The organism is Kineosporia mesophila (assembly GCF_021129235.1).
Taxonomy (GTDB): domain Bacteria; phylum Actinomycetota; class Actinomycetes; order Actinomycetales; family Kineosporiaceae; genus Kineosporia; species Kineosporia mesophila.
This window is the reverse complement of sequence record NZ_JAJOMA010000017.1, coordinates 24,586-43,348: the sequence shown is the minus strand read 5'-3', so window position 1 is coordinate 43,348 and position 18,763 is coordinate 24,586. Positions and strand designations below refer to the sequence as shown.

Here is an 18,763-nt window from a genome sequence, read left to right as displayed (position 1 = left end):
GGCCCGACACGGTGACCAGGAGATGTCGGTGAGCGGCAAATCCGGATGATCCTCCGTTTCTGCGGTTAGGGTGGTGACCGTCCTGATCGGCCGGGTACGGCCGGTGGCACAACCGTGGTGGCAAGGAAGAGGGCTTTTCATGGATCTCGGCATTCACTACTTCACGTTCACCCACCCCGAGTGGGAGACGACCCTGACCGACCGCTTCACCGAGACGGCGCTGGTCGCCGACCAGGGTGGCGTGAGTCTGCTGACAGTGATGGACCACTGGTTCCAGATGCTCCACGCGGGCGGGCCCTTCGAGCCGATGCTGGAGGGGTACACCTCGCTGGGCTACCTGGCCGGCGTCACCAGGAACGTCCGGTTGAGCCTGCTGGTCACCGGGGTGACCTACCGGCACCCGGGTCTGCTGGCCAAGATCGTCTCGACGGTGGACGTCCTCTCGCGCGAGCGCGCGATGCTCGGTCTGGGGGCGGCCTGGTACGACCGGGAGCACGCCGGTCTGGGCGTGCCGTTCCCGTCCACCGCCGAGCGGTTCGAGCGGCTGGAGGAGACGCTGCAGATCTGCCGGCAGATGTGGTCGGACAACGACGGCGCCTACCACGGCCGGCACTACCAGCTCGAGGAGACGATCAACCTTCCGCAGCCGCGCCGGGGAAGCGTTCCGGTGATGATCGGTGGCGGCGGGGAGCAGAAGACCCTGCGGCTGGTCGCGGAGTACGGGCAGGCCTGCAACCTGTTCGCGGCGCCGGGCGCCGAGGGCCTGGAGACCATCCGGCACAAGCTCGAGGTGCTGCGCGGGCACTGCGAGCGCCTGGGCACCGACTACGACGCGATCGAGAAGACGATGCTCTTCCGCGGCGAGGTCCTGGGGGACGTGGACACGTTCCTGTCCCAGATGGAGGAGTTCAAGGCGCTGGGCATCAGCCTGGTTGCCCTGACGCCCCCGCCGTACGAGAACCCGGTTCCCTGGGCCACCGGCCTGGTCGAGAACGTCGTCCCCCGCTTGCGGGCGATCTGAGGCGACCGACGACGGTCCGCGAGGGGTCCGGCGTCCACCGGACCTCCCCACGGGTGTGGTCGGCGGGCCCGATGACGACAACGGCGTGCGCGCCGCTCAGCGCAGAAGCCCTCCGTCTCCTGGGGAAGGGGGTGATCGTTGCGGCTCAGGCCCGGACGACCCGGCCTCGTCCCGCGGACTTGGCCCCGTACATGGCGGTGTCGGCGCGCTTGATCTCGGCGTCGGGGTCGGCTCCCGGGGGAGCCAGGATGACGCCGATGCTCGCCCCGACCCGCACCGGCGCTGCCTGGATCGTCATCGGCACCGAGACGGCCGCGACGATGCGGGCGGCGATGTCGCCCGCGTGCTCGTCGGTGGCCCCCGGCAGCATGATCGCGAACTCGTCACCGCCCAGGCGCGCGATCACGTCACCGCTGCGCACGACCTGCCGGATGCGGTCGGCCACCATCTGCAGGACGGCGTCACCGGTCTCGTGGCCCAGGGTGTCGTTGACCGCCTTGAAACCGTCCAGGTCCATGTACAGCAGGGCGGTCGGGCCGGGGGCCTCGGCCAGCGACCGGGTCCACCGGGAGTAGAACAGCCGGCGGTTGGCCAGGCCGGTGAGCAGGTCGGTGTGGGCCTGGGACTGTGCGGTGTCCAGCGAGGAGGCCAGCTGCTGCACGACACCGTGCAGGCGGGCCAGGACCAGCAGGTACAAGCCGATGGAGCCGCCCGCGATGACCGGGGCGTCGATGGCCTCGTGGCGCAGCCACTCGATGATCAGGACCAGCGGGGCCATCAGGCTGGCCACGGCCAGGGCGTACAGCCGGCGCCGGCCGATGACGCCCTCGGGGACCGGCGGGCTGGGCTGGGAGAGCTCGGGCATGGACGGGTGCAGTGCGGCGGACGCGAACAGGATGTGCGACACCAGCCAGCCGGAGTCCAGGACCCCACCGGCCTGGTAGGCCCCGGCCAGCTCGAGCAGCGTGTAGACCGCGTCGGTGACCAGGAGCGTGATGACGCCGCCCACGAGGAGCCCGTAGGCCGCGGGTTTTCGGCCCGAGCCGATGGTGAGCCGGAGCAGCACGGCCAGGGCCAGCAGATCGAGGATCGGATAGGCCAGGGAGGCCGTCCGGCCCAGCACCGACAGGTTCCCGGTGTCCGCGGTCGGCGAGATCAGGTACAACCAGGCCAGCATCCCGGCCCCGATCGAGAGCACCGCCGCGTCCAGCAGCCCGGCCTGGTCCCACTCACGGTGACGCGCCAGCGTGAAGGCGATCAGGACCACGATCAGCAGCAGGGACGAGGGCAGGTACAGGGCGTCGGCCACCGAGGGGAAGGCATCGCGGTGGGTCGTCAGGCTCTGCACCCAGTAGGCGACCTCCGCGGCCCCGAACAGGGCGACCTTCACCGCCAGCAGGTACCAGGCCCAGCGGGTCCGCGGCCGGCGTCGCCGGACGCCCCCGAGGATCGCGACCGTCGCCGAGAGGTACACCAGCCCGGCGATCAGCGCCTGGGCCGGCTCCGACGGCGTGGCGAGATAGCCGAGCACGACCACCCCGCACACCGACGTGTACCACTGCCAGCCGCGCGACCCTGGCACACCAGCCCCCTCGAACTCCCCGATGGCCAGGCCATCGACAGATCCGGGGCCGGGGTGAAGCGGGCGGTGCGGGCCGATCTGGCACAGTGGTGCGCTCGCAGCCGCCGAGGCAGGGGTCCGGACCACGATGACGAACGATTCAGGGACGGCCGGGGGCGGCGATCTGCGCAGCCTGACCGCATCGCTCGAGCAGGTCTCGCAGGGTTACGCGCAGCGCTTCGGGATCGAGCGCGACGCGGCCTGGTTCCTCCTGAAACTGCAGGAGGAACTGGGCGAGCTCACCCAGGCGTACCTGGCCGTGAGCGGGCAGAACCGCTCGCGGGACAAGACTCCCGGGCAGTTGCGCGAAGGCCTGGAGGACGAACTGGCCGACGTGCTGGCGCACGTGCTGATCCTGGCCCACCACCACGGGATCGACCCCGAGCTCGCGGTGCGGCGCAAATGGCTGTCCTGGCTGGAGACCCCGGCCGGGCGGGACGGAGCCATCCGCGCCCGGATCAGCTGACCAGCACCGGCTGCCGCTCGGCGGTCCCGATGGCCTCGATCAGATGAGCCATGTCCGGGTTGGCCTCCCGGGCCTCGCACAGAGCCTTCTCCAGGGCGGCGTTGTGCTCCTGGCGCGCGTGGGCGAGCAGGGCCGCGCCCTCGCCGGTGGCTTCGCTGTAGATGCCCCGCCGGTCGTCCGGGCACAGGCAGCGCCGGAGCAGGCCCCGGTCTTCGAGGCGGGTGACCAGCCGGGTGGTCGCGGCCTGGCTCATCGCCATGGCGGTGGCCAGCTGACCCATGCGCAGGTGGTGTTCTTCCTGCCGGGACAGCAGTTCCAGCACGCCGTACTCGTTGACGCTCAGCTCGAACTGCCCCTGCAGGACCTGCTCCAGGCGTGCCGCGATCCGGGTGTGAAGGACGGCGAGCTGGCGCCAGCCGTGAACCAGCGCCTCGACCTTCTCGTCAGGCAGCGACATGGTGTGAGCCTCCTCGTCCACGGACGTCCTCGGGGCGGACGCGTCGTTCTCCCAGTGAAACTACCCGCGTCGTCAACGAACGGACGACGCGGGTAGTTTCCGGGCGGTGTCGGCTCAGCCTGCGGATTCGGGCTGGCGGGCCAGAGCCGGGAGGGGCTCCTCCACGGTGGCGGCCTCGCCGGCCGTGGCCTCGCGGGGGAGCGCCGCCCCGACGAGCAGAGCCCCCACGCCACCCACGGCCAGCGCGGCGCCGACCCACAGGGGAGAGGCGAAGCCCAGGCCGGCGGCGATCGTCAGGCCCCCGATCCAGGCGCCGATCGCGTTGCCGATGTTGAAGGCGGCGATGTTCGCGCCGCTGGCAACCGTCGGTGCGTCCGGGGCGTAAACCATGATGCGCACCTGCAGGCCGGGAGCGGCGGACAGGCCCACCGCGCCCATGAGGAGCAGGAGGACGACGGCGGCGGGCTTGCTGTCCACCAGAAGGGCGAAGACGCCGAGAACCACCGTCAGGACGGCCAGGGCGGTCAGCAGGGTCCGGTCCAGGTTGCGGTCTGCCGCGCGGCCCCCGACGTAGTTGCCGATGAAGGTGCCGACCCCGAAGAGGACCAGCAGCCACGGCAGGGTGGACGTCGCGAAGCCGGTCTCCTCGGTCAGGGTGAAGGCGATGTAGGTGAAGGGGCCGATGACGGCGGCGAAGGCCAGGGTGCTGACGGCGAGGGACACCCATGCCTGGGGACGCCGGAAGGCGGCCAGTTCGCGCTGCAGATGGGTGTCCTGCGGGGCCGGGGTGGCGGGGACAAGAGCCTGGATGCCGATCATCGTGACGACGCCGAGGGCGGTGATCACCCAGAAGGTGGCGCGCCAGCCCAGCTGCTGGCCCAGCAGGGTGCCGAACGGGACACCGAGCACGTTCGAGAGGGTCAGCCCGCCGAACATCAGGGCGATCGCCCCACCCTTACGGCTCTGCTCGACCATGTCGGCGGCGACCACGGCGCCGATCCCGAAGAAGGCACCGTGGCACAGCGCGGCCACGATCCGCCCGGCCAGCAGGATGCCGTACCCGGGGGCCACGGCGGAGATCAAGTTGCCCAGGATGAACAGGAGCATGAGTCCGACCAGGACCTTCTTGCGGTCCATCCGGATCACCGCGGCGCTCAGGGCGACGGCCCCGAAGGCGACGCTGAGGGCGTAGCCGGAGACGAGATAGCCGGCGACCGACTCCGAGACTCCGGTGTCGGCAGCCACTTCCGGGAGCAGGCCGACGATCCCGAACTCCGTGAGGCCGATGCCGAACCCCCCGAGGGCCAGGGCGAAAAGGCCGATAGGCATGAGGAGACCTTCCAGGCTGAGGAAAGAATGTCTGACGTCTGAAACTATTCCGCACGCGGGCTACCGCTGCAAGTAGCCTAATCACGCTTGGTTACACGGGCGTTACCGATCGGCGGCGAACCGGAACCCCGCGAACAGGGCCGGCTCGGCCCGGGCGGGGTCGCGCTGACGCAGGGCCAGGTGCACCAGGGCGTGGTCGAGCATGTAGAGGCGGTTGCCCTCGGCCCGGCCGCCCGGTGAGAGCCGGTCGATCACCCAGGAGGTCGCGCTCTGCCCGTCGTACCGCCGGTCCGGGGTGCTCAGCAGGTCCAGCCGGTTCAGGGCCCCGAGGGTGGAGACGGCGTAGCTGAACGGGTAGGGCCGGTTGGCCCGGTGTTCCGCCGATCGCTCCAGGCCGATGGAGGCGCCCGCCAGGCGGACGAGCATCGCCTCGGGCAGGAGGTCGGTGCGCCCGGTCAGGCGGGCCGTCTCGATCAGGTACGGGTAGGAGATGCCGTGCAGGAAGTAGTCGGCGCCCGGGTCGCCCTCCCGCCACTGCCCGACCAGGGCGGTCACCTCGTCCTCCCATTCCGGTCGGCGCTCGGCGAGACGGCCCAGGTTGTGCAGTGCGATCAGGAGGTACAGGCCCATGTGTGTGCGCTCGGCGGGAGCCAGCCGCCGGTACAGCTCGTCGGCCTGGGCCAGGCGGTCGCGGCCCTCGTCGAGGATCTGCGGCCGGCCCACCGCGGCCACCGCGTTGAGCATGGTCAGGAGCGGGTAGATCTGCCCGAAGGCGGGGGTCATCGGGCTGGGGAAGGCCGGCGGGAGGTTGATCTCGCCGGCCCGGTCGAGGTAGTCCAGCGTGGCGCGCAGATGGTCGGGGCCACCGTCCGGGTCCTGCCCGTTCACCAGGTCTGGGCGGCCGAGCGCAGCGGTCACCGACATCAGCATCGATCCGCCGCGACCCCGGAAGAACGGTGCCGGGATCTGCTCGAGCAGGCCCAGCGCCTCGCGCACCCGGTCACGCTGATCCTGCACCAGGCGGTGCGCGACCCCCAGGTGCCCGACGGCCAGGAAGGCCGAGGTGCTGGCCGACAGCCGCTCGTACTGCCCGTGACGGCCGCGGTTCTCGTCCTGGATCTGATCGGGGCGGATCTGGTCCAGGGTGGCCAGGATCAGCCCCGGGAGGTCCGGACCGCCCTGGGTGAGCGCCCTGGAGTCCAGCCCGCACTTGACCCAGGACTCCGCCAGCAGACAGAGCGCTGTCAGCCGGTAGTAGGCGTTCGGTTCCGCCCCGGCGGCGGCCAGGAGGCCGGGCAGCCGCCGCCCGGCCTCCTGTCCGGCGGGCCCTCCGGGTGCGGTGGCCTCCAGCACCAGATCGGCCAGGCCGGCGCAGAAGACGGTGTACGGGTTGCCGCCGCCGACCCGCCTCACCAGGGCGGCGAAGGTCTCACGGACGAACTGCCCGGTCTGCGGGTCCGGTCCGGTCGGGTCCTGGCCGAGTCCCAGGGCCCGCACCATGCGGCTCCACGGAGTGGCGATCAGGCGCCGCTCGGCCGTCAGGGGACCGATCGCGGTCGGTGTCCCCGGCCGCGGGCCGGCGGCCGCGGAAGTTTGCCGAACCATGTGACTCTCCTGTCCTGGAGGATGTTTCGGCTCAGGCTGCGGCGGGGTCGGCGAGGTGGCCGGTCTCACCCGGCAGGGCCGCGGGACACACCCCCAGGAACTGCGTACGGGTTCCTTCCAGCAGTTCCAGGGCCCAGTTGAGCCACTGGACGCCCTCGCCGTAGATGGCGACGGGCCGACGCTGGCTCTGCGGGGAGTCCGAGAGCGAGCCGTCCGGCTCGGACGAGAAGTGGAAGGGCGGCATGGCGGTGAAGTGCGTACCCATCATGAAGACGAAACGCACCAGCCAGTGCGGGTCCTCACGCAGGTACGAAGAACCCGGGCGATCCAGGCCGTGGGCCGAGGTCATGACGGCGGCGAAGTGGTCCTCCATCCCCTCCGGCGCGTGCGGATGCACCGGCGCCCCGGTGACCGCCACGTCCCGGACCCGGTAGGAACGCCGGTAGGGGTTGTCGTCGTGGAACGCGACGTCGATCGAGGGGGTCCGGCCCGGCCCGGCGTCCACGACGAGATCGAAGTGCTCGTGGTGCATCTCGTCGTAGTGCCCGATCGAGTTGTGCCACGGCTTGTTGTCGTACATCGGGTCGTCCCGGGTGACCGCCCCGTCGGAGTCGAAACCGATGGCGCGCGGATCAAGGAACATCAGCCCGATCGACCCGGCGGTGATGTCGTGCAGGGCGGCGGCGATCCGGGCCGGTGATGCCTGGTCGGCGATCAGCCGGGCGGCCCGGCGCAATGGTTCGACCTGCGCCATCTTGATGTTCTCGGTGTTGGTGTCACCCATCACCAGGGCGTGCCAGCGGGGCTCCAGCACTCTGCGGAACACGGCGTTCTGGCGGAAGCGGCGCAGCAGCGGCCCGTGATTCAGGTAGCGGCGGCCATTGATGACGATGTGCTCGGTGTCGAGCAGATCCGGCGAGAAGGTGAGGGGAGCGGTCCGGCGGCACAGGTTCAGCCGGTCCTCGATCTTGCGGAAGTACGAGGTCTCCAGGGTGGAACCCGGCGCCGGCACCCGCCCGACCGTGTGCGTCTCCCGGTGCAGGGTCGAGAAGATCACCTCGTAGAGGCGGGCCACGACCGCCGGCGGCGGTGTCTCCCGGGCCACGTACCGGCTCACCTCCACCCCGGGCACGTAGCTCATCTCGTAGACCATCTCGGTGAAGGTGTCCGGGCGGCCCTCCCGCAGGTGCTCCGGCACCGGCACCACCCGCTCCTGGGCGTGGGTCACGCGGGGGAACCGCGAGCGCACCGGTTCGGGCAGCGCCTGCAGGAACTCGGCCTGCTTGCGGGCCTTGGCGAACGGGGGCAGCATCACCCCGGTGCCGTCGTCCTCCCAGCGGGCCGTGATCAGCGCCGGGCTGAGGATCTTCCGGACCACGGTGTCCTTCTCGCCGGGCCGTTCCAGGAAGATGGTCAGGGACTCGCTCCCCCCGTCCCCGAACCCCAGCACACTCTCGCCCGGTGCCAGGAACGTGTTCACCGAACTGATCAGCACCCGGCGCTGGCGGGCCTCGCGCAGCACGCTGCGGCTCTCGGCGGTCACCGACCGCAGGACCCGGTTCTCGAAGTCGTCCAGGTCCGGGCAGGTCCCCCGCCGGGCGATGTCGTGCGGGTCGGTGACCGCGAGCGTCTGCCCGCGGAAGGGCCGGGCGTCCACGTCCTCGGGGGTGATCGGGTGTCCCAGCGAGATCACCAGGCAGTCGCCGTTGAGACGCACAGGCAGCGGGCCGCTGTTCCCGCCCTCCGGCCGCAGGATGCCGCGGGTCACCGCCCGGAGGTCACGGCCTGAGCGCACCGGGGTACCGCTCGGCGCGAGCAGCGGGGTCTGGGCGTCGCCCAGACCGGCGACGAACGCCTCGACGTCCGCGCCCGCGGTCACGGCCAGAGCGGAGGCGCTGTCCGCCGACCCGGCCAGGACCAGGGCGGCCAGCCATCCCTCCCGGCCGAGCGCGGCCAGGTAGTGGTCGGTCTGGGCCAGCAAGGCCGGGCGATGCCGCCCCAGCGTCCTGAACAGGGCCAGGGGCAGCAGCAGGCGCCGCGCGGCCCCGGCCCTCGCCCCGCCCGCGTGCAGCACGTCGTCGTTCAGGCCGGCGGCGGCGAGCACGGCGTGGACCTGCTCACGGGCGGGGGGTTCCTGCCGGAGCACGGAGCCGAGGAGGTGACCGTCGCCGGCGCGGTGCCCCGGCGCGTCCAGGAGATGGACGACCACCTCGGGATGAAGCACACGCGAGGTCGTCCGCAACTCGGTCTCACCGTCGGGCAGGCTCACCTGCAATTCCGAGTACGGGCGGCCGACGCCGTGGATCTGGCCGAAGACGTCCCGCTTCAGCCGGGCCTGCAGAACGATCTCGCCCCGGCGCAGATCGACCACGTCCCGGTAGGCCAGCGTGTGCTGGAGGACGGCCAGCAGCCGGTGATCCACCGTGCCGGGCAGCGGGGCGTGCGCATCGGTGAGCAGCTCGTCCGCGACGACCTGGTTCACCGTGTGGCGCACCCAGCCATCGAGGAACGCAGATCGTGCGGTGGCCCGGAAGAGCCGCCGGACCGGATCCAGCGGCCCGGGCCCGGCGCGGTGCCTCAGCTCCCGCCGCAGGATCGCCGAGAGTTCCAGCCCCTCGAGCAGTTCCGCTGTCTCCTCGGCGGCCCCGGTGTAGGCCGTCGACGGGAACGGTACGTGGTTGTCGGCCAGCAGGTGCAGCGAACGCGCGCCGGGGCCGAACTCCACGACCAGGTCCGGGCCGATCTGCTGGAGCATCTCCACGGTCGAGCGGGAGTCCATCACCTGGTCGACCATGGCCCCCAGCGCCTCCCTGACCTCGTCCGCGGTCCGGATCAGGCCGGTGCCGTGGTTGGGGACGAGCGGCACCGAGGGGGCCGAGAGCGTGATGCCCTCTTCATTCAGGAATCGCTCGAACGCCGCTCGCGCCGGGCGCATTCGCGCTGAGTGGGCCAGGAACCGGGTGGGCGGCTTCAGATCGGTGACCTGTAGCTCCGGGAAACGTCCGGTGAACCGGTCGAAGGCGTCGCGGGCCGGGACCGGCACGTAGACGTTGACCTGCCGCCACGAGTAGGCCTTGTGCAGTTCGACGTCGGGACCGAACTCGGCCCGGGCCTGCTCCAGGACGTGCTCCAGGACCTCCGGGGCGCCCCGGAGCCCGATCACGTGATGCGGTTCGGCCACCAGGCCCGACCCGGCCGGCCCGGGCCGGTAGCGGGCGAGGCGCTCGGTGAAATCGTCCTCGGGCTGGGCACCTTCGGCCGCCATCAGCAGCAGTGGCGTGAACGCGGCGGCCGTGCGGACCCCGTCGGTGACGCTCAGCGCCCCGGCCGCGACCGCCGCGGTGAGCATGCCGAAGCTCTCCCCGGTGTAGGCGACGAACTGGGCGGGCAGACCCTGGTGGCGGGCCTGGCCGATCAGCCGCGCTCGCAGCACCAGGCCGTGCACGAGCACGCCCGCCCCGATGAGGCTCTGCTGGGCCAGCCGGGTCGGTGGGAGGTCCCCGGCGCGCAGCAGGAGCCGCTCGGGTGTCGCCGGGAAGCCGAGAACTGTTGCGGCGGAACGGTAGATGTCGTTCGTGACGGCGTCGTTCGCGTCCAGGTGGTCGCGGTCGAGATCGCGGTGGTGGCTTCGGCTGCCCAGCCCGGGGAAGAATCCGACGATCTGGGGGCTCTGGTCGCCAGGGCGAGCTGTCGTCTCGGTCAAGGTCACGACGTTCCCTCTCGAGGTCGATGCACGGACCCGGTCGTCGCTGACCGCTCGCTCCCCATGCTGCGGGCGTTCCGGGCATCGGAAGGTCGCTGGGGGCGGATCCTTCGAACGACGGAAAGGTCGCCGTGTCACCCCGGAAGAGGTACGCCGGGTCCGCCCGGGGGAACATACGTCCCTACTCCCTGCGGTCCGCCGGGTTCTCCTCCTGGACAGGAGACGCTGGTGGGAGGCCGCGGATCCGGGGTGTCGCCGAGGAGCCGGAGCGGACGATCGAGGGCATGACCAACGAACGGACATACCGGTACGTTCTGTGACATTCTTCATGGGCTCCCGGGCGGACTGCTCTTGACGATGCCGGGGCGGGCGTGGTGAGTACCTGCCGAACGGTGACCGTAGCGCTTGGCCGGGGCGGCTGCCGGTTCGGCAACGCCGCATGTCGTCGGCCATCTCGGTGCCGGGACCTAGGGGTCCGGGCCGGGTGGGGGCCGACGGGTGCGCGGCGGTCGGTGATCACACCGTGCTGTTGCCCGGTGGCGAGGAGCGAGCACAGGGTCCGGGCGATATGTATTCTGTGGCTCCTTGGTGCCAATGGGGGTGCCGGTGCTGAATCCCTGATTCCGGATCGGAGCAGTCCCTTGCTGGGTCTTCGGTTAGATGTCGTGGTCAGAGTCCGGTGAAGGGAGTCCGGGAGGGGGAACCGGCTGCCATTCGGATCGTCCTGGCGGATGATCATCCGCTCTTTCGTGAGGGTCTTCGGAAGATTCTTGAGGCCCAGACCGATATGCAGGTGGTCGGTGAGGCCGACGAGGTCGTTGCCGTTCCCGATCTGGTCCGGCTGACCCGCCCGGACGTCGTGCTCCTCGATGTCGGGGTGCCCGGTGCCGACGTGCCCGAGCTGGTCGGTCAGATAGCCGACATTGCTCCCGGCATTGGCGTTGTGGTGCTGTCCATGTCGGACGACCCAGACTTCGTCCGGGCCCTGGCGCGCCGCCACGTGCGGGGATTCCTGCACAAGAGCACCAGCCGCCATGAGCTCGTGGCCGTGGTGCGGGCCGCTTCCCGTCCCGGGCACGTCACGGTATCCATCTCAGCCGACGGCGCCGACCGTCTCTTCGCGCCGCCGGGGGAAGTTATTCGGGTGCAGCGACTCTCGCAACGGGAGGCCGAGGTGCTGGGCCTGGCGGCCCAGGCTCTCAGCAACGTGCAGATCGCCGGCCGGCTGGGCACGACCGAAGGGACGGTGAAACGCCATCTCCGGAACGTCTTCGGCAAGCTGGGGGCGGTCTCCCGGATCGACGCCATCAACCGGGGGATAGCTGCGGGGATCGTTCCCGCCCCGTACGCCGGTCGGCCCGGCCCCCTGGATTCACCCGTGGTGCGGTGACCGATGGCCGTGGCCGGCGGTCAGAGCGTCTCGTGCAGAAGATGGCCGAGCCGCACGAGCCCGTCGACCATGGCCTGGTCGGACTGCCCGGAGTAGCTGAACCGGGCGAAGTTCGGGCGCTCGACGAGGGGGAAGAAGGTGGCGCCGGGGACGTAGGCGACCTTGGCGTGGGGGAGCGCCTGCTCGCTCATGAAGCGGGCGCTGTCGAACTCCCCGGGGAACTCGACCCAGGTGAAAAGGCCGCCGTCGGGGCGGGTGAAGCTCACCCGCGCGGGGAAGTGCTCGTCCAGGGTGGCGAGCATCAGGTCGCGCTTGGCCCGGTAGACCTCCCGGGCGCCACGGATGTGCTGGTCCAGGTCGAACCTCTGCAGGAACCGGGCCGTGACCGCCATGTTCAGGGTGCTGCTCTGGGTGTCGGCGGCCAGCTTCAGCAGGCCGAGCTTCTCCAGGATCCCGGGGGCGGCCACCGCCCACCCCATGCGTAGTCCCGGGGCCAGTGTCTTGGAGAAGCTGCCGAGGTGGATCACCCGGTTCTCGGTGTCCAGCGACCGCAGGGTGGGCAGTTGCTCTCCGGCGTAGCGCAGTTCGCGGTAGGGCGTGTCTTCCAGGACGAGAACGTCGTACCGGGAGGCCAGTTCGAGCAGGCGCACCCGCCGCTGCAGGCTGAGCGTCGCACCCGAGGGATTCTGGAAGTCGGGGATGACGTAGATGAACCGGGCCTCGGGGGTGGAGCGCAGAACCGCTTCCAGCTCCTCGGTCTTCATCCCGGCCTCGTCGACGTCGACCGTCGCGTAGCGGGGCCGGCACGGGTTGAAGGCGATGAGTGCCCCGAGGAAGGTGGGGTTCTCGGTGACGATCACATCGCCGGTGTTGATCAGCAGCCTGGCGACCAGATCCAGCCCCTGCTGGGCCCCCTGGAGCACCAGGACGTCATCGGGGCCGCAGGCCGAGCCGTCGGCCGTCATCCGCTCGGCGATGAGGGAACGCAGGCCGGGCAGGCCGATCGAGGTGGTGTACTGCAGTGCCGACCGGTTGCCCTCCTGGAGCACCTCGTCGAACACGGACCGCAGCTCGTCGAGGGGGAACAGGGCCGGGTCGGGGTAGCCGCCGCCGAACGAGGTGATGCCCGGGTCGTCCCCGAACTTCAGCAGCTCGCGGATGGCCGAGGGGTGGACCCGCTCCATGCGGTCGGCGAATCTGTAGGACACCGGCTGCTCCTGGGGACGTGGATGCGGCGGAACCAATGACGGCCCTGGGGGATAGCCGTGTTCAGGCTAACAGGGGGCCGTTCACCGGTTCCGCCGTTACCGCGGAACTGTCATGGAACCGCCGGGCTACAGACCGTTGTGGTACTTGCCGTAGTACGTGCCGACGTCGTCGCGGTGCGCCGTGTCCGAAGAGGTGGAGCCCTCCTCGAACTTCGGCGATTCCTTGATCTGGTCCTTCGTCAGGTCGACGTACAGGTCCTTCTTCTCCACGTCCACCGAGCGGATCACGGCGGCCGGGAGCAGCACCTTCTTACCGAAGATCCACGGGCCGGTGTCGACCACGATGTAGCTGCTGTCGGTGTCGTAGGTGGCCTCGTCGACCTTGCCGATGTGGCCGTCCGTGGCCTGCACGGACAGGCCGGTCAGGTCGCGTCCGGTGCCGACCCCGGCCTCGGCGCGGTAGTTCCACGGGTCCCAGTTGCTGGACGTGCTCACGATGTATGCCTCCAAGCGGCAGGTGGGTGGCGCGGTTTCGGGTCATCCGTTCGAAACCCGGGCGAAACCTCCTTGCGACAATCAGTCCACCGCCTCCTGGCGGATCCGCAAGATCAGATGTCCCCTGATGCGTCGGAGTCCGGACGGCTGAGGCCGGCCAGGAAGATGTCGACCCCGGCCAGGAACTGCTGCCGGTCATCGTGTTCGCGCAGGTGTGAGGCCGATCCGGACGCCTCGCCGTCGAACTGGGCCCACCGGGTGGCCAGGGTGTCCAGGAATGCCTGGCGGGCGGCGTCGTCGGTGGCGTGCCGGGCGCCCGCCGCGTGCTGGGCGGCGGCCCCGAGCACGTAGTTGACCAGGGCGGCGCCGGCATCGGAGCGGGCCGGCCCGTCCACACCCAGGCGCTGCAGGTGGGCTCCGACGCCCGACCAGATCCGCAGGACGGCGGGCTGGAACGGGTCGCGGGACAGCTGCGTGCCCACCCACGGGTGCGCGTCGATCGCCTCGAAGATCCTCAGGGCCAGGGCCCGCAGGGCCTTCCGGGGCTCGTCGCCGGGGCCGGTGCCGGTCACGACGTGGTCGATGATGCCGGCGGCGGCGGCGGCCAGGAGCTCGTCCTTGCCGGTCACGTGGTGGTAGATCGCACCCCGCCCGGTCGCCAGGTGGGTGGTGACAGCCCGCACGGTCAGGCCGCTCTCGCCCGCGGTGTCGAGGATCTCGATGCTGGCCTCGACGATCCGGTCCCGTGAGAGGGCGTCGCTGCGGCGCGGGCTGCGCTGGTCCGGGCTGGTCACGGGAACCAGCTTGACAGAGATGGACCGCTGGTCCAACACTCACTCCATTGGACCGGTGGTCCAATGTGACGAAGAGGGATCACCATGGACATCACTGCTGCCGCTCGTCCCGTTGTCGTCGTGGGTGCCGGACTCGGCGGGCTCACCCTGGCCCGCGTCCTGCATCGCCACGGCGTCCCGGTCACCGTGTACGACGCCGATGCCTGCGCGCAGGCCCGGACCCAGGGCGGGCAGCTGGATCTGCACGAGCACAACGGTCAGCTCGCGCTCGAGATCGCCGGGCTGACGCCGGAGTACCGGGCGATCATTCACCGGGGCGGTGGCGCCCAGCGCGTCGTGGACCCGCACGGCACGGTCCTGGCCGAACTGCCCGACGACGGTTCCCTGACCCGCCCCGAGGCGCTGCGCGGCGACATCCGCCGGATCCTGCTGGACTCCCTGCCGGCCGGGACCGTGCGGTGGGGCAAGAAGCTCCGCCAGGCGACCCCGGCCGGCCCGGGCCGGTACGAGCTGACCTTCGCGGACGGAAGCACCGTCACCACGAACGTTCTCGTGGGTGCCGACGGCACCTGGTCGAAGGTCCGGGCGCTGCTCTCGCCGCAGGAGCCGACCTACGCCGGCCTGAGCTACGTCGACACCTTCCTGCACGACGTGGACGAACGCCACGCGGCCACCGCCGAGGCGGTCGGCGCCGGCGCCCTGTACGTGCTGACCCCCGGCACCGGGTTCCTGGCCCACCGCGAGGCGGGCAACCGCATCCACACCTATGTGGTCCTGGAACGCCCACCGGCGTGGTTCGAGGCCATCGACTTCACCGACGCCCGCGCCGCGAAGGCCGCGATCGCGGCCGAGTTCGACGGCTGGGCGCCGGAACTGGTCTCCCTCATCGCCGACGCCGACGTGGCTCCGGTCCTGCGCAGCATCCACCGGCTGCCCGACCGCCACCGGTGGTCACGCCGCCCGGGGGTGACCCTCCTGGGTGACGCCGCGCACGTCACCGTGCCTGGGGGCGAGGGAGCCAACCTCGCGATGCTCGACGGGGCCGAGCTCGGGAAGGCGATCGCGGCGCACCCGGGCGACCTCGAGACCGCCCTCGCCGCCTACGAGGAGGTCATGTTCCCCCGCGCCGAACAGGAGGCCGTCGCCGCGCACGAGACCCTCGACCTGATCTTCGGGGCCGATACCCCTCACGGTCTGGTCGGCCTCTTCACCGGGGACGGCCCGGCCCAACCCTGATCCACCCGGGTGCTTGTTACCTGTGGGTCTCCGGTGCGGGATGATGTCACAATCACCCGATAAATGTCGCAGGCCTCCCCTGCGGCCCGACCTGGCGCGACCGCCCCGGAGGCTTCCCTTCTCATGCCTGGAACTGACGCACGCTCCGGTACGGCGCTCTGGCCGGCCCAGCATGCCGGTCTGACGGTGCTGCCGATCTCGGCCGCCGATCACGAGCGCTTCGCCGTGAAGAACTCGGCGAGCATCACCCAGACCCCGGCCTGGGGCGGGGTGAAGAAGGCCTGGCGCAACGAGAGCCTCGGCTGGATCGAGAACGGCGAGGTGATCGGCACCGCCCTGGTGCTCTACCGGCCGGTGCCCGGGACCGGCCGCAGTCTCGCCTACATCCCCGAGGGGCCCACCCTGCCCTGGGACCGCGTCCTCAAAGCACCGTCGTGGTGGCTCAGCCCGTTCCTGGACCACCTGCGTGGCCAGCACGCGTTCGCCGTGCGGATGGGCCCGACCCAGCCCACCCGGTACTGGAGCACCGCCACGGCCAAGCGCGGCCTGTCGGCCGAGGGCGTCACCCGCTTCTCGGAGCTCGCACCGGACGAGACCTACCCCGACGGCGCCGCGCTCCAGCAGGCCCTCAAGGCCCTGGGCTGGGTGTCGCTGGAGGACGAGTCCGGGCAGTTCACCGCCGGGCAGCCGCGCCTGGGCGTGCGCGTGGACATGCGCGACCGCACCCCCGAGCAGCTCCTGAAGAACATGAACCAGCAGTGGCGCCGCAACGTGAAGAAGTCGGCCGCGGCCGGCGTCATCGTGCGCCAGGGCGACCTGGCCGACCTGCCGATCTTCCACCGCCTCTACGTCGAGACCGGCGAGCGTGACGGCTTCACCCCGCGCCCGGCCGGGTACTTCACCACGATGTGGAGGGCCCTGAACGCCGGCCCGGAGACGGTGCTGCGGCTGTGGATCAGCGAGTACGAGGGGGAGCCGCTGGCAGCGGCCCTGACCGTCGACGTGGACCGCACCTGCTGGTACACCTACGGCGCCTCCACCTCGCGCCACCGTGAGGTCCAGGCTCCCACGGCCATGCAGTGGACGTCGATGCGGGCGGCCCTGGGCCGCGGCAACTGGGTCTACGACTTCCGGGGCATCGCCGACACCCTCGACGAGAACGAGCGGCTGGCCGGCCTGCTGCGGTTCAAGCTGGGTGCCGGTGGTCACGTCGTGGAGACCGTGGGCGAGTGGGAATTCACCCTGTCACCGCTGTGGCAGAAGGCTTTCCAGACGTACCAGAAGGTCCAGGCGGCCCGGTCCTGAGATCTGGGATTTGCGCCGAACCGGATATCGTGACCAGTTCATGAACATCGACAGGTCACCCCGGGCACTGCGCATCGCGCTGTTGTCGTACCGCAGCAAACCGCACAGCGGTGGCCAGGGCATCTACGTGCGGCACCTGTCCCGGGAGCTGGTGGCGCTCGGGCACCACGTCGAGGTGTTCTCGAGCCCACCGCTGCCCGAGCTCGACCCGGGCGTGCGGCTCACCCACATCCGCAACCTCGATCTGTACCGCGAGCCCGACCCGTTCCGCACCCCGGCGCTGCGCGAGTTCACCTCCCCGGTCGACGTGCTGGAGTGGGGCCTGATGTGCACGGCGGCGTTCCCCGAGCCGCTCACCTTCTCCCTGCGCGCCTGGCACCACCTCAGCTCCCGGCTGAGCGAGTTCGACGTGGTGCACGACAACCAGTCGCTGGGGTACGGGCTGCTCGGGCTGCGCGCGCAGCTGCGCCGCCGGGGCGTCCCGCTGGTCGCGACCATCCACCACCCGATCACGGTCGACCGCGACCTGGAACTGGCTGCCGCCACCGACCGCCAGCGCCGCTACTCCCTGCGCCGCTGGTACGCGTTCTGCCGCATGCAGGGACGCGTCGCCCGGCAGCTGCCGTGGCTGACCACCGTCTCGGTGGCCTCGCGCGACGAGATCGTGCGGGCCTTCCGGGTGCGCTCCGAACGCTTGCGGGTCATCGGGGTAGGGGTCGACGAAGAAACGTTCACCCCAGAATTGAGGACGCCCGCGGTGCCCGGTCGCGTGGTCGCCGTCGCCAGTGCGGACGTTCCCCTCAAGGGGCTGGGTGACCTGATCGAGGCGGTCGCCAAGGTCGCCGTCGAGCGGCCCGTCGAGCTCGTGGTCGTCGGCGCCGCCCGCCCCGGCGGCCCGGCCGACCAGGCCATCCACCGGCTTGGTCTCACCGGCATCGTGCGGTTCGTGCAGGGCATCAGCGACGAGGCCCTGGCCGACCTCTTCCGCAGCGCCCAGGTCGCCGTGGTGCCCTCCCGCTACGAGGGCTTCTCCCTGCCCGCCGTCGAGGCGATGGCCTGCGGCGTGCCCCTGGTCGTCACCACCGCCGGGGCCCTGCCCGAGGTCGCCGGCCCCGACGGGCTCACCGCCCTGCACGTACCCGCCGGTGACAGCGAGGCCCTGGCCCACTCGATCGGCCGCCTCCTGGACGACGCCCCCCTGCGCGCCCGCCTCGGCGCGGCCGGGCGCGCCCGGGTGGTCGAGCACTTCACCTGGCAGCTCACGGCCAGCCGCACGGCCCAGTGGTACGGCGACGCCATCGACGACCTGAAAAGTGAGGGCACTTGCTGACGCTCGACTACGACCGCCTCGACGTACGGGCCGGAACGACTCTGCTCGACCTGGGATGCGGGGAGGGCCGGCACACCTTCGAGGCCTACCGGCGCGGGGCCGACGTCATCTCGCTCGACCTGAGCGCGAAAGACCTGGCCACCACCCGCACCTGGACCGGCGCCATGGACCTGGCGGGGGAGACCCCGACCGGCGCCCGGACCGCCCCGGTGGTCGGTGACCTGCGCTCGCTGCCCCTGCCCGACGAGTCGTTCGACCGGGTGATCGCCTCGGAGGTGCTCGAGCACGTCCAGGACGACGCCATCGCGATCGCCGAGATCGCCCGCGTCCTCAAACCCGGTGGCCTGGCCGCGATCACGGTGCCGCGCTGGCTGCCCGAACGGATCTGCTGGGCCCTGTCGGACGAGTACCACGCCAACGAGGGCGGGCACGTGCGCATCTACAAGGCCTCCGACCTGGCCGCGCTCTGCCACGACGCCGGGCTGGAGCACACCGGTACCGGCCACGCCCACGCCCTGCACAGCGTGTACTGGTGGCTGAAGTGCTTCTTCGGGATGGAAGACACCCCGATCGTGCGCGCCTACCACCGCCTGCTGGTCTGGGACATCATGAAGAAGCCCCGCACGACGAAACTGCTGGAGCGGGCCCTGAACCCGCTCATCGGCAAGAGCGTGGTGCTGTACCTGCGCAAGAGCGCCTAGCGCGGCGGGCCGCGCACCCTGACCCTGACCGGTCTCCGCCCGGATTCCCCTGACCGTGTGCGTTCGTCGCGGTCAGGGCGCACGGAATGCACACAGCGATCG

At 71.0% G+C, this 18,763-nt stretch carries 15 protein-coding genes; 7 read left to right on the top strand and 8 right to left on the bottom strand.

Annotation, left to right across the window (positions count from 1 at the left end):
• The first annotated feature begins 139 nt into the window (after positions 1–139).
• Positions 140–1,021 (top strand): LLM class F420-dependent oxidoreductase, encoded by an 882-nt coding sequence (locus tag LR393_RS22950; RefSeq protein ID WP_231486214.1) that lies wholly within the window; start codon positions 140–142, stop codon positions 1,019–1,021.
• 145 nt (positions 1,022–1,166) lie between these two features.
• Here LR393_RS22950 and LR393_RS36585 read toward each other — a convergent pair whose 3' ends face one another.
• The gene (locus LR393_RS36585) at positions 1,167–2,603 is read right to left on the bottom strand and encodes a GGDEF domain-containing protein (protein WP_331282973.1); all 1,437 of its coding nucleotides are present in this window, start codon (positions 2,601–2,603) and stop codon (positions 1,167–1,169) included.
• 127 nt (positions 2,604–2,730) lie between these two features.
• On the opposite strand from LR393_RS36585, the gene LR393_RS22940 reads away from it, so the two are divergent.
• Positions 2,731–3,108 (top strand): pyrophosphohydrolase domain-containing protein, encoded by a 378-nt coding sequence (locus LR393_RS22940; RefSeq protein ID WP_231486213.1) that lies wholly within the window; start codon positions 2,731–2,733, stop codon positions 3,106–3,108.
• Here the strand turns inward: LR393_RS22940 and LR393_RS22935 are convergent.
• From LR393_RS22935 to LR393_RS22920, 4 genes are all read right to left on the bottom strand, one after another.
• Complete coding sequence (locus LR393_RS22935) at positions 3,101–3,565, bottom strand: MarR family winged helix-turn-helix transcriptional regulator (RefSeq protein ID WP_231486212.1); 465 nt, start codon at positions 3,563–3,565, stop codon at positions 3,101–3,103. The two genes, LR393_RS22940 and LR393_RS22935, sit on opposite strands and share 8 nt — an antisense overlap.
• A 114-nt stretch (positions 3,566–3,679) precedes the next feature.
• Positions 3,680–4,894, bottom strand: coding sequence for an MFS transporter (locus tag LR393_RS22930; protein WP_231486211.1), 1,215 nt, complete (start codon positions 4,892–4,894; stop codon positions 3,680–3,682).
• Positions 4,895–4,996: 102 nt separating this feature from the next.
• Complete coding sequence (locus LR393_RS22925) at positions 4,997–6,499, bottom strand: hypothetical protein (protein ID WP_231486210.1); 1,503 nt, start codon at positions 6,497–6,499, stop codon at positions 4,997–4,999.
• Positions 6,500–6,530: 31 nt separating this feature from the next.
• Positions 6,531–10,208 (bottom strand): hypothetical protein, encoded by a 3,678-nt coding sequence (locus LR393_RS22920; protein ID WP_231486209.1) that lies wholly within the window; start codon positions 10,206–10,208, stop codon positions 6,531–6,533.
• Between the two features lie 673 nt (positions 10,209–10,881).
• Between LR393_RS22920 and LR393_RS22915 the strand changes: the two genes are divergently transcribed.
• Positions 10,882–11,592: a response regulator transcription factor gene (locus LR393_RS22915; protein ID WP_231486208.1), complete on the top strand. Its 711-nt coding sequence runs from the start codon at positions 10,882–10,884 to the stop codon at positions 11,590–11,592.
• 20 nt (positions 11,593–11,612) lie between these two features.
• Here LR393_RS22915 and LR393_RS22910 read toward each other — a convergent pair whose 3' ends face one another.
• The 3 genes from LR393_RS22910 to LR393_RS22900 form a co-directional block, all read right to left on the bottom strand.
• The gene (locus LR393_RS22910; protein ID WP_231486207.1) at positions 11,613–12,800 is read right to left on the bottom strand and encodes an aminotransferase-like domain-containing protein; all 1,188 of its coding nucleotides are present in this window, start codon (positions 12,798–12,800) and stop codon (positions 11,613–11,615) included.
• A 126-nt stretch (positions 12,801–12,926) separates the two neighbouring features.
• A complete protein-coding gene (locus LR393_RS22905) occupies positions 12,927–13,295 on the bottom strand; it encodes a PRC-barrel domain-containing protein (RefSeq protein WP_231486206.1) in 369 nt (122 codons plus the stop codon).
• A 113-nt stretch (positions 13,296–13,408) separates the two neighbouring features.
• Complete coding sequence (locus LR393_RS22900) at positions 13,409–14,089, bottom strand: TetR/AcrR family transcriptional regulator (RefSeq protein WP_231486205.1); 681 nt, start codon at positions 14,087–14,089, stop codon at positions 13,409–13,411.
• An 84-nt stretch (positions 14,090–14,173) separates the two neighbouring features.
• On the opposite strand from LR393_RS22900, the gene LR393_RS22895 reads away from it, so the two are divergent.
• The 4 genes from LR393_RS22895 (at position 14,174) to LR393_RS22880 (ending at position 18,661) form a co-directional block, all read left to right on the top strand.
• Positions 14,174–15,325: an FAD-dependent oxidoreductase gene (locus LR393_RS22895; protein WP_231486204.1), complete on the top strand. Its 1,152-nt coding sequence runs from the start codon at positions 14,174–14,176 to the stop codon at positions 15,323–15,325.
• A gap of 123 nt (positions 15,326–15,448) precedes the next feature.
• A complete protein-coding gene (locus tag LR393_RS22890) occupies positions 15,449–16,630 on the top strand; it encodes a lipid II:glycine glycyltransferase FemX (protein ID WP_231486203.1) in 1,182 nt (393 codons plus the stop codon).
• A 40-nt stretch (positions 16,631–16,670) separates the two neighbouring features.
• On the top strand, positions 16,671–17,960 hold the full coding sequence (locus LR393_RS22885; RefSeq protein WP_231486202.1) for a glycosyltransferase family 4 protein: 1,290 nt from the start codon (positions 16,671–16,673) through the stop codon (positions 17,958–17,960).
• Entirely contained in the window at positions 17,954–18,661 is a 708-nt protein-coding gene (locus tag LR393_RS22880; protein ID WP_231486201.1) for a class I SAM-dependent methyltransferase, read from the top strand. The genes LR393_RS22885 and LR393_RS22880 overlap by 7 nt, the downstream gene beginning before the upstream one ends.
• Positions 18,662–18,763 lie beyond the last annotated feature (102 nt).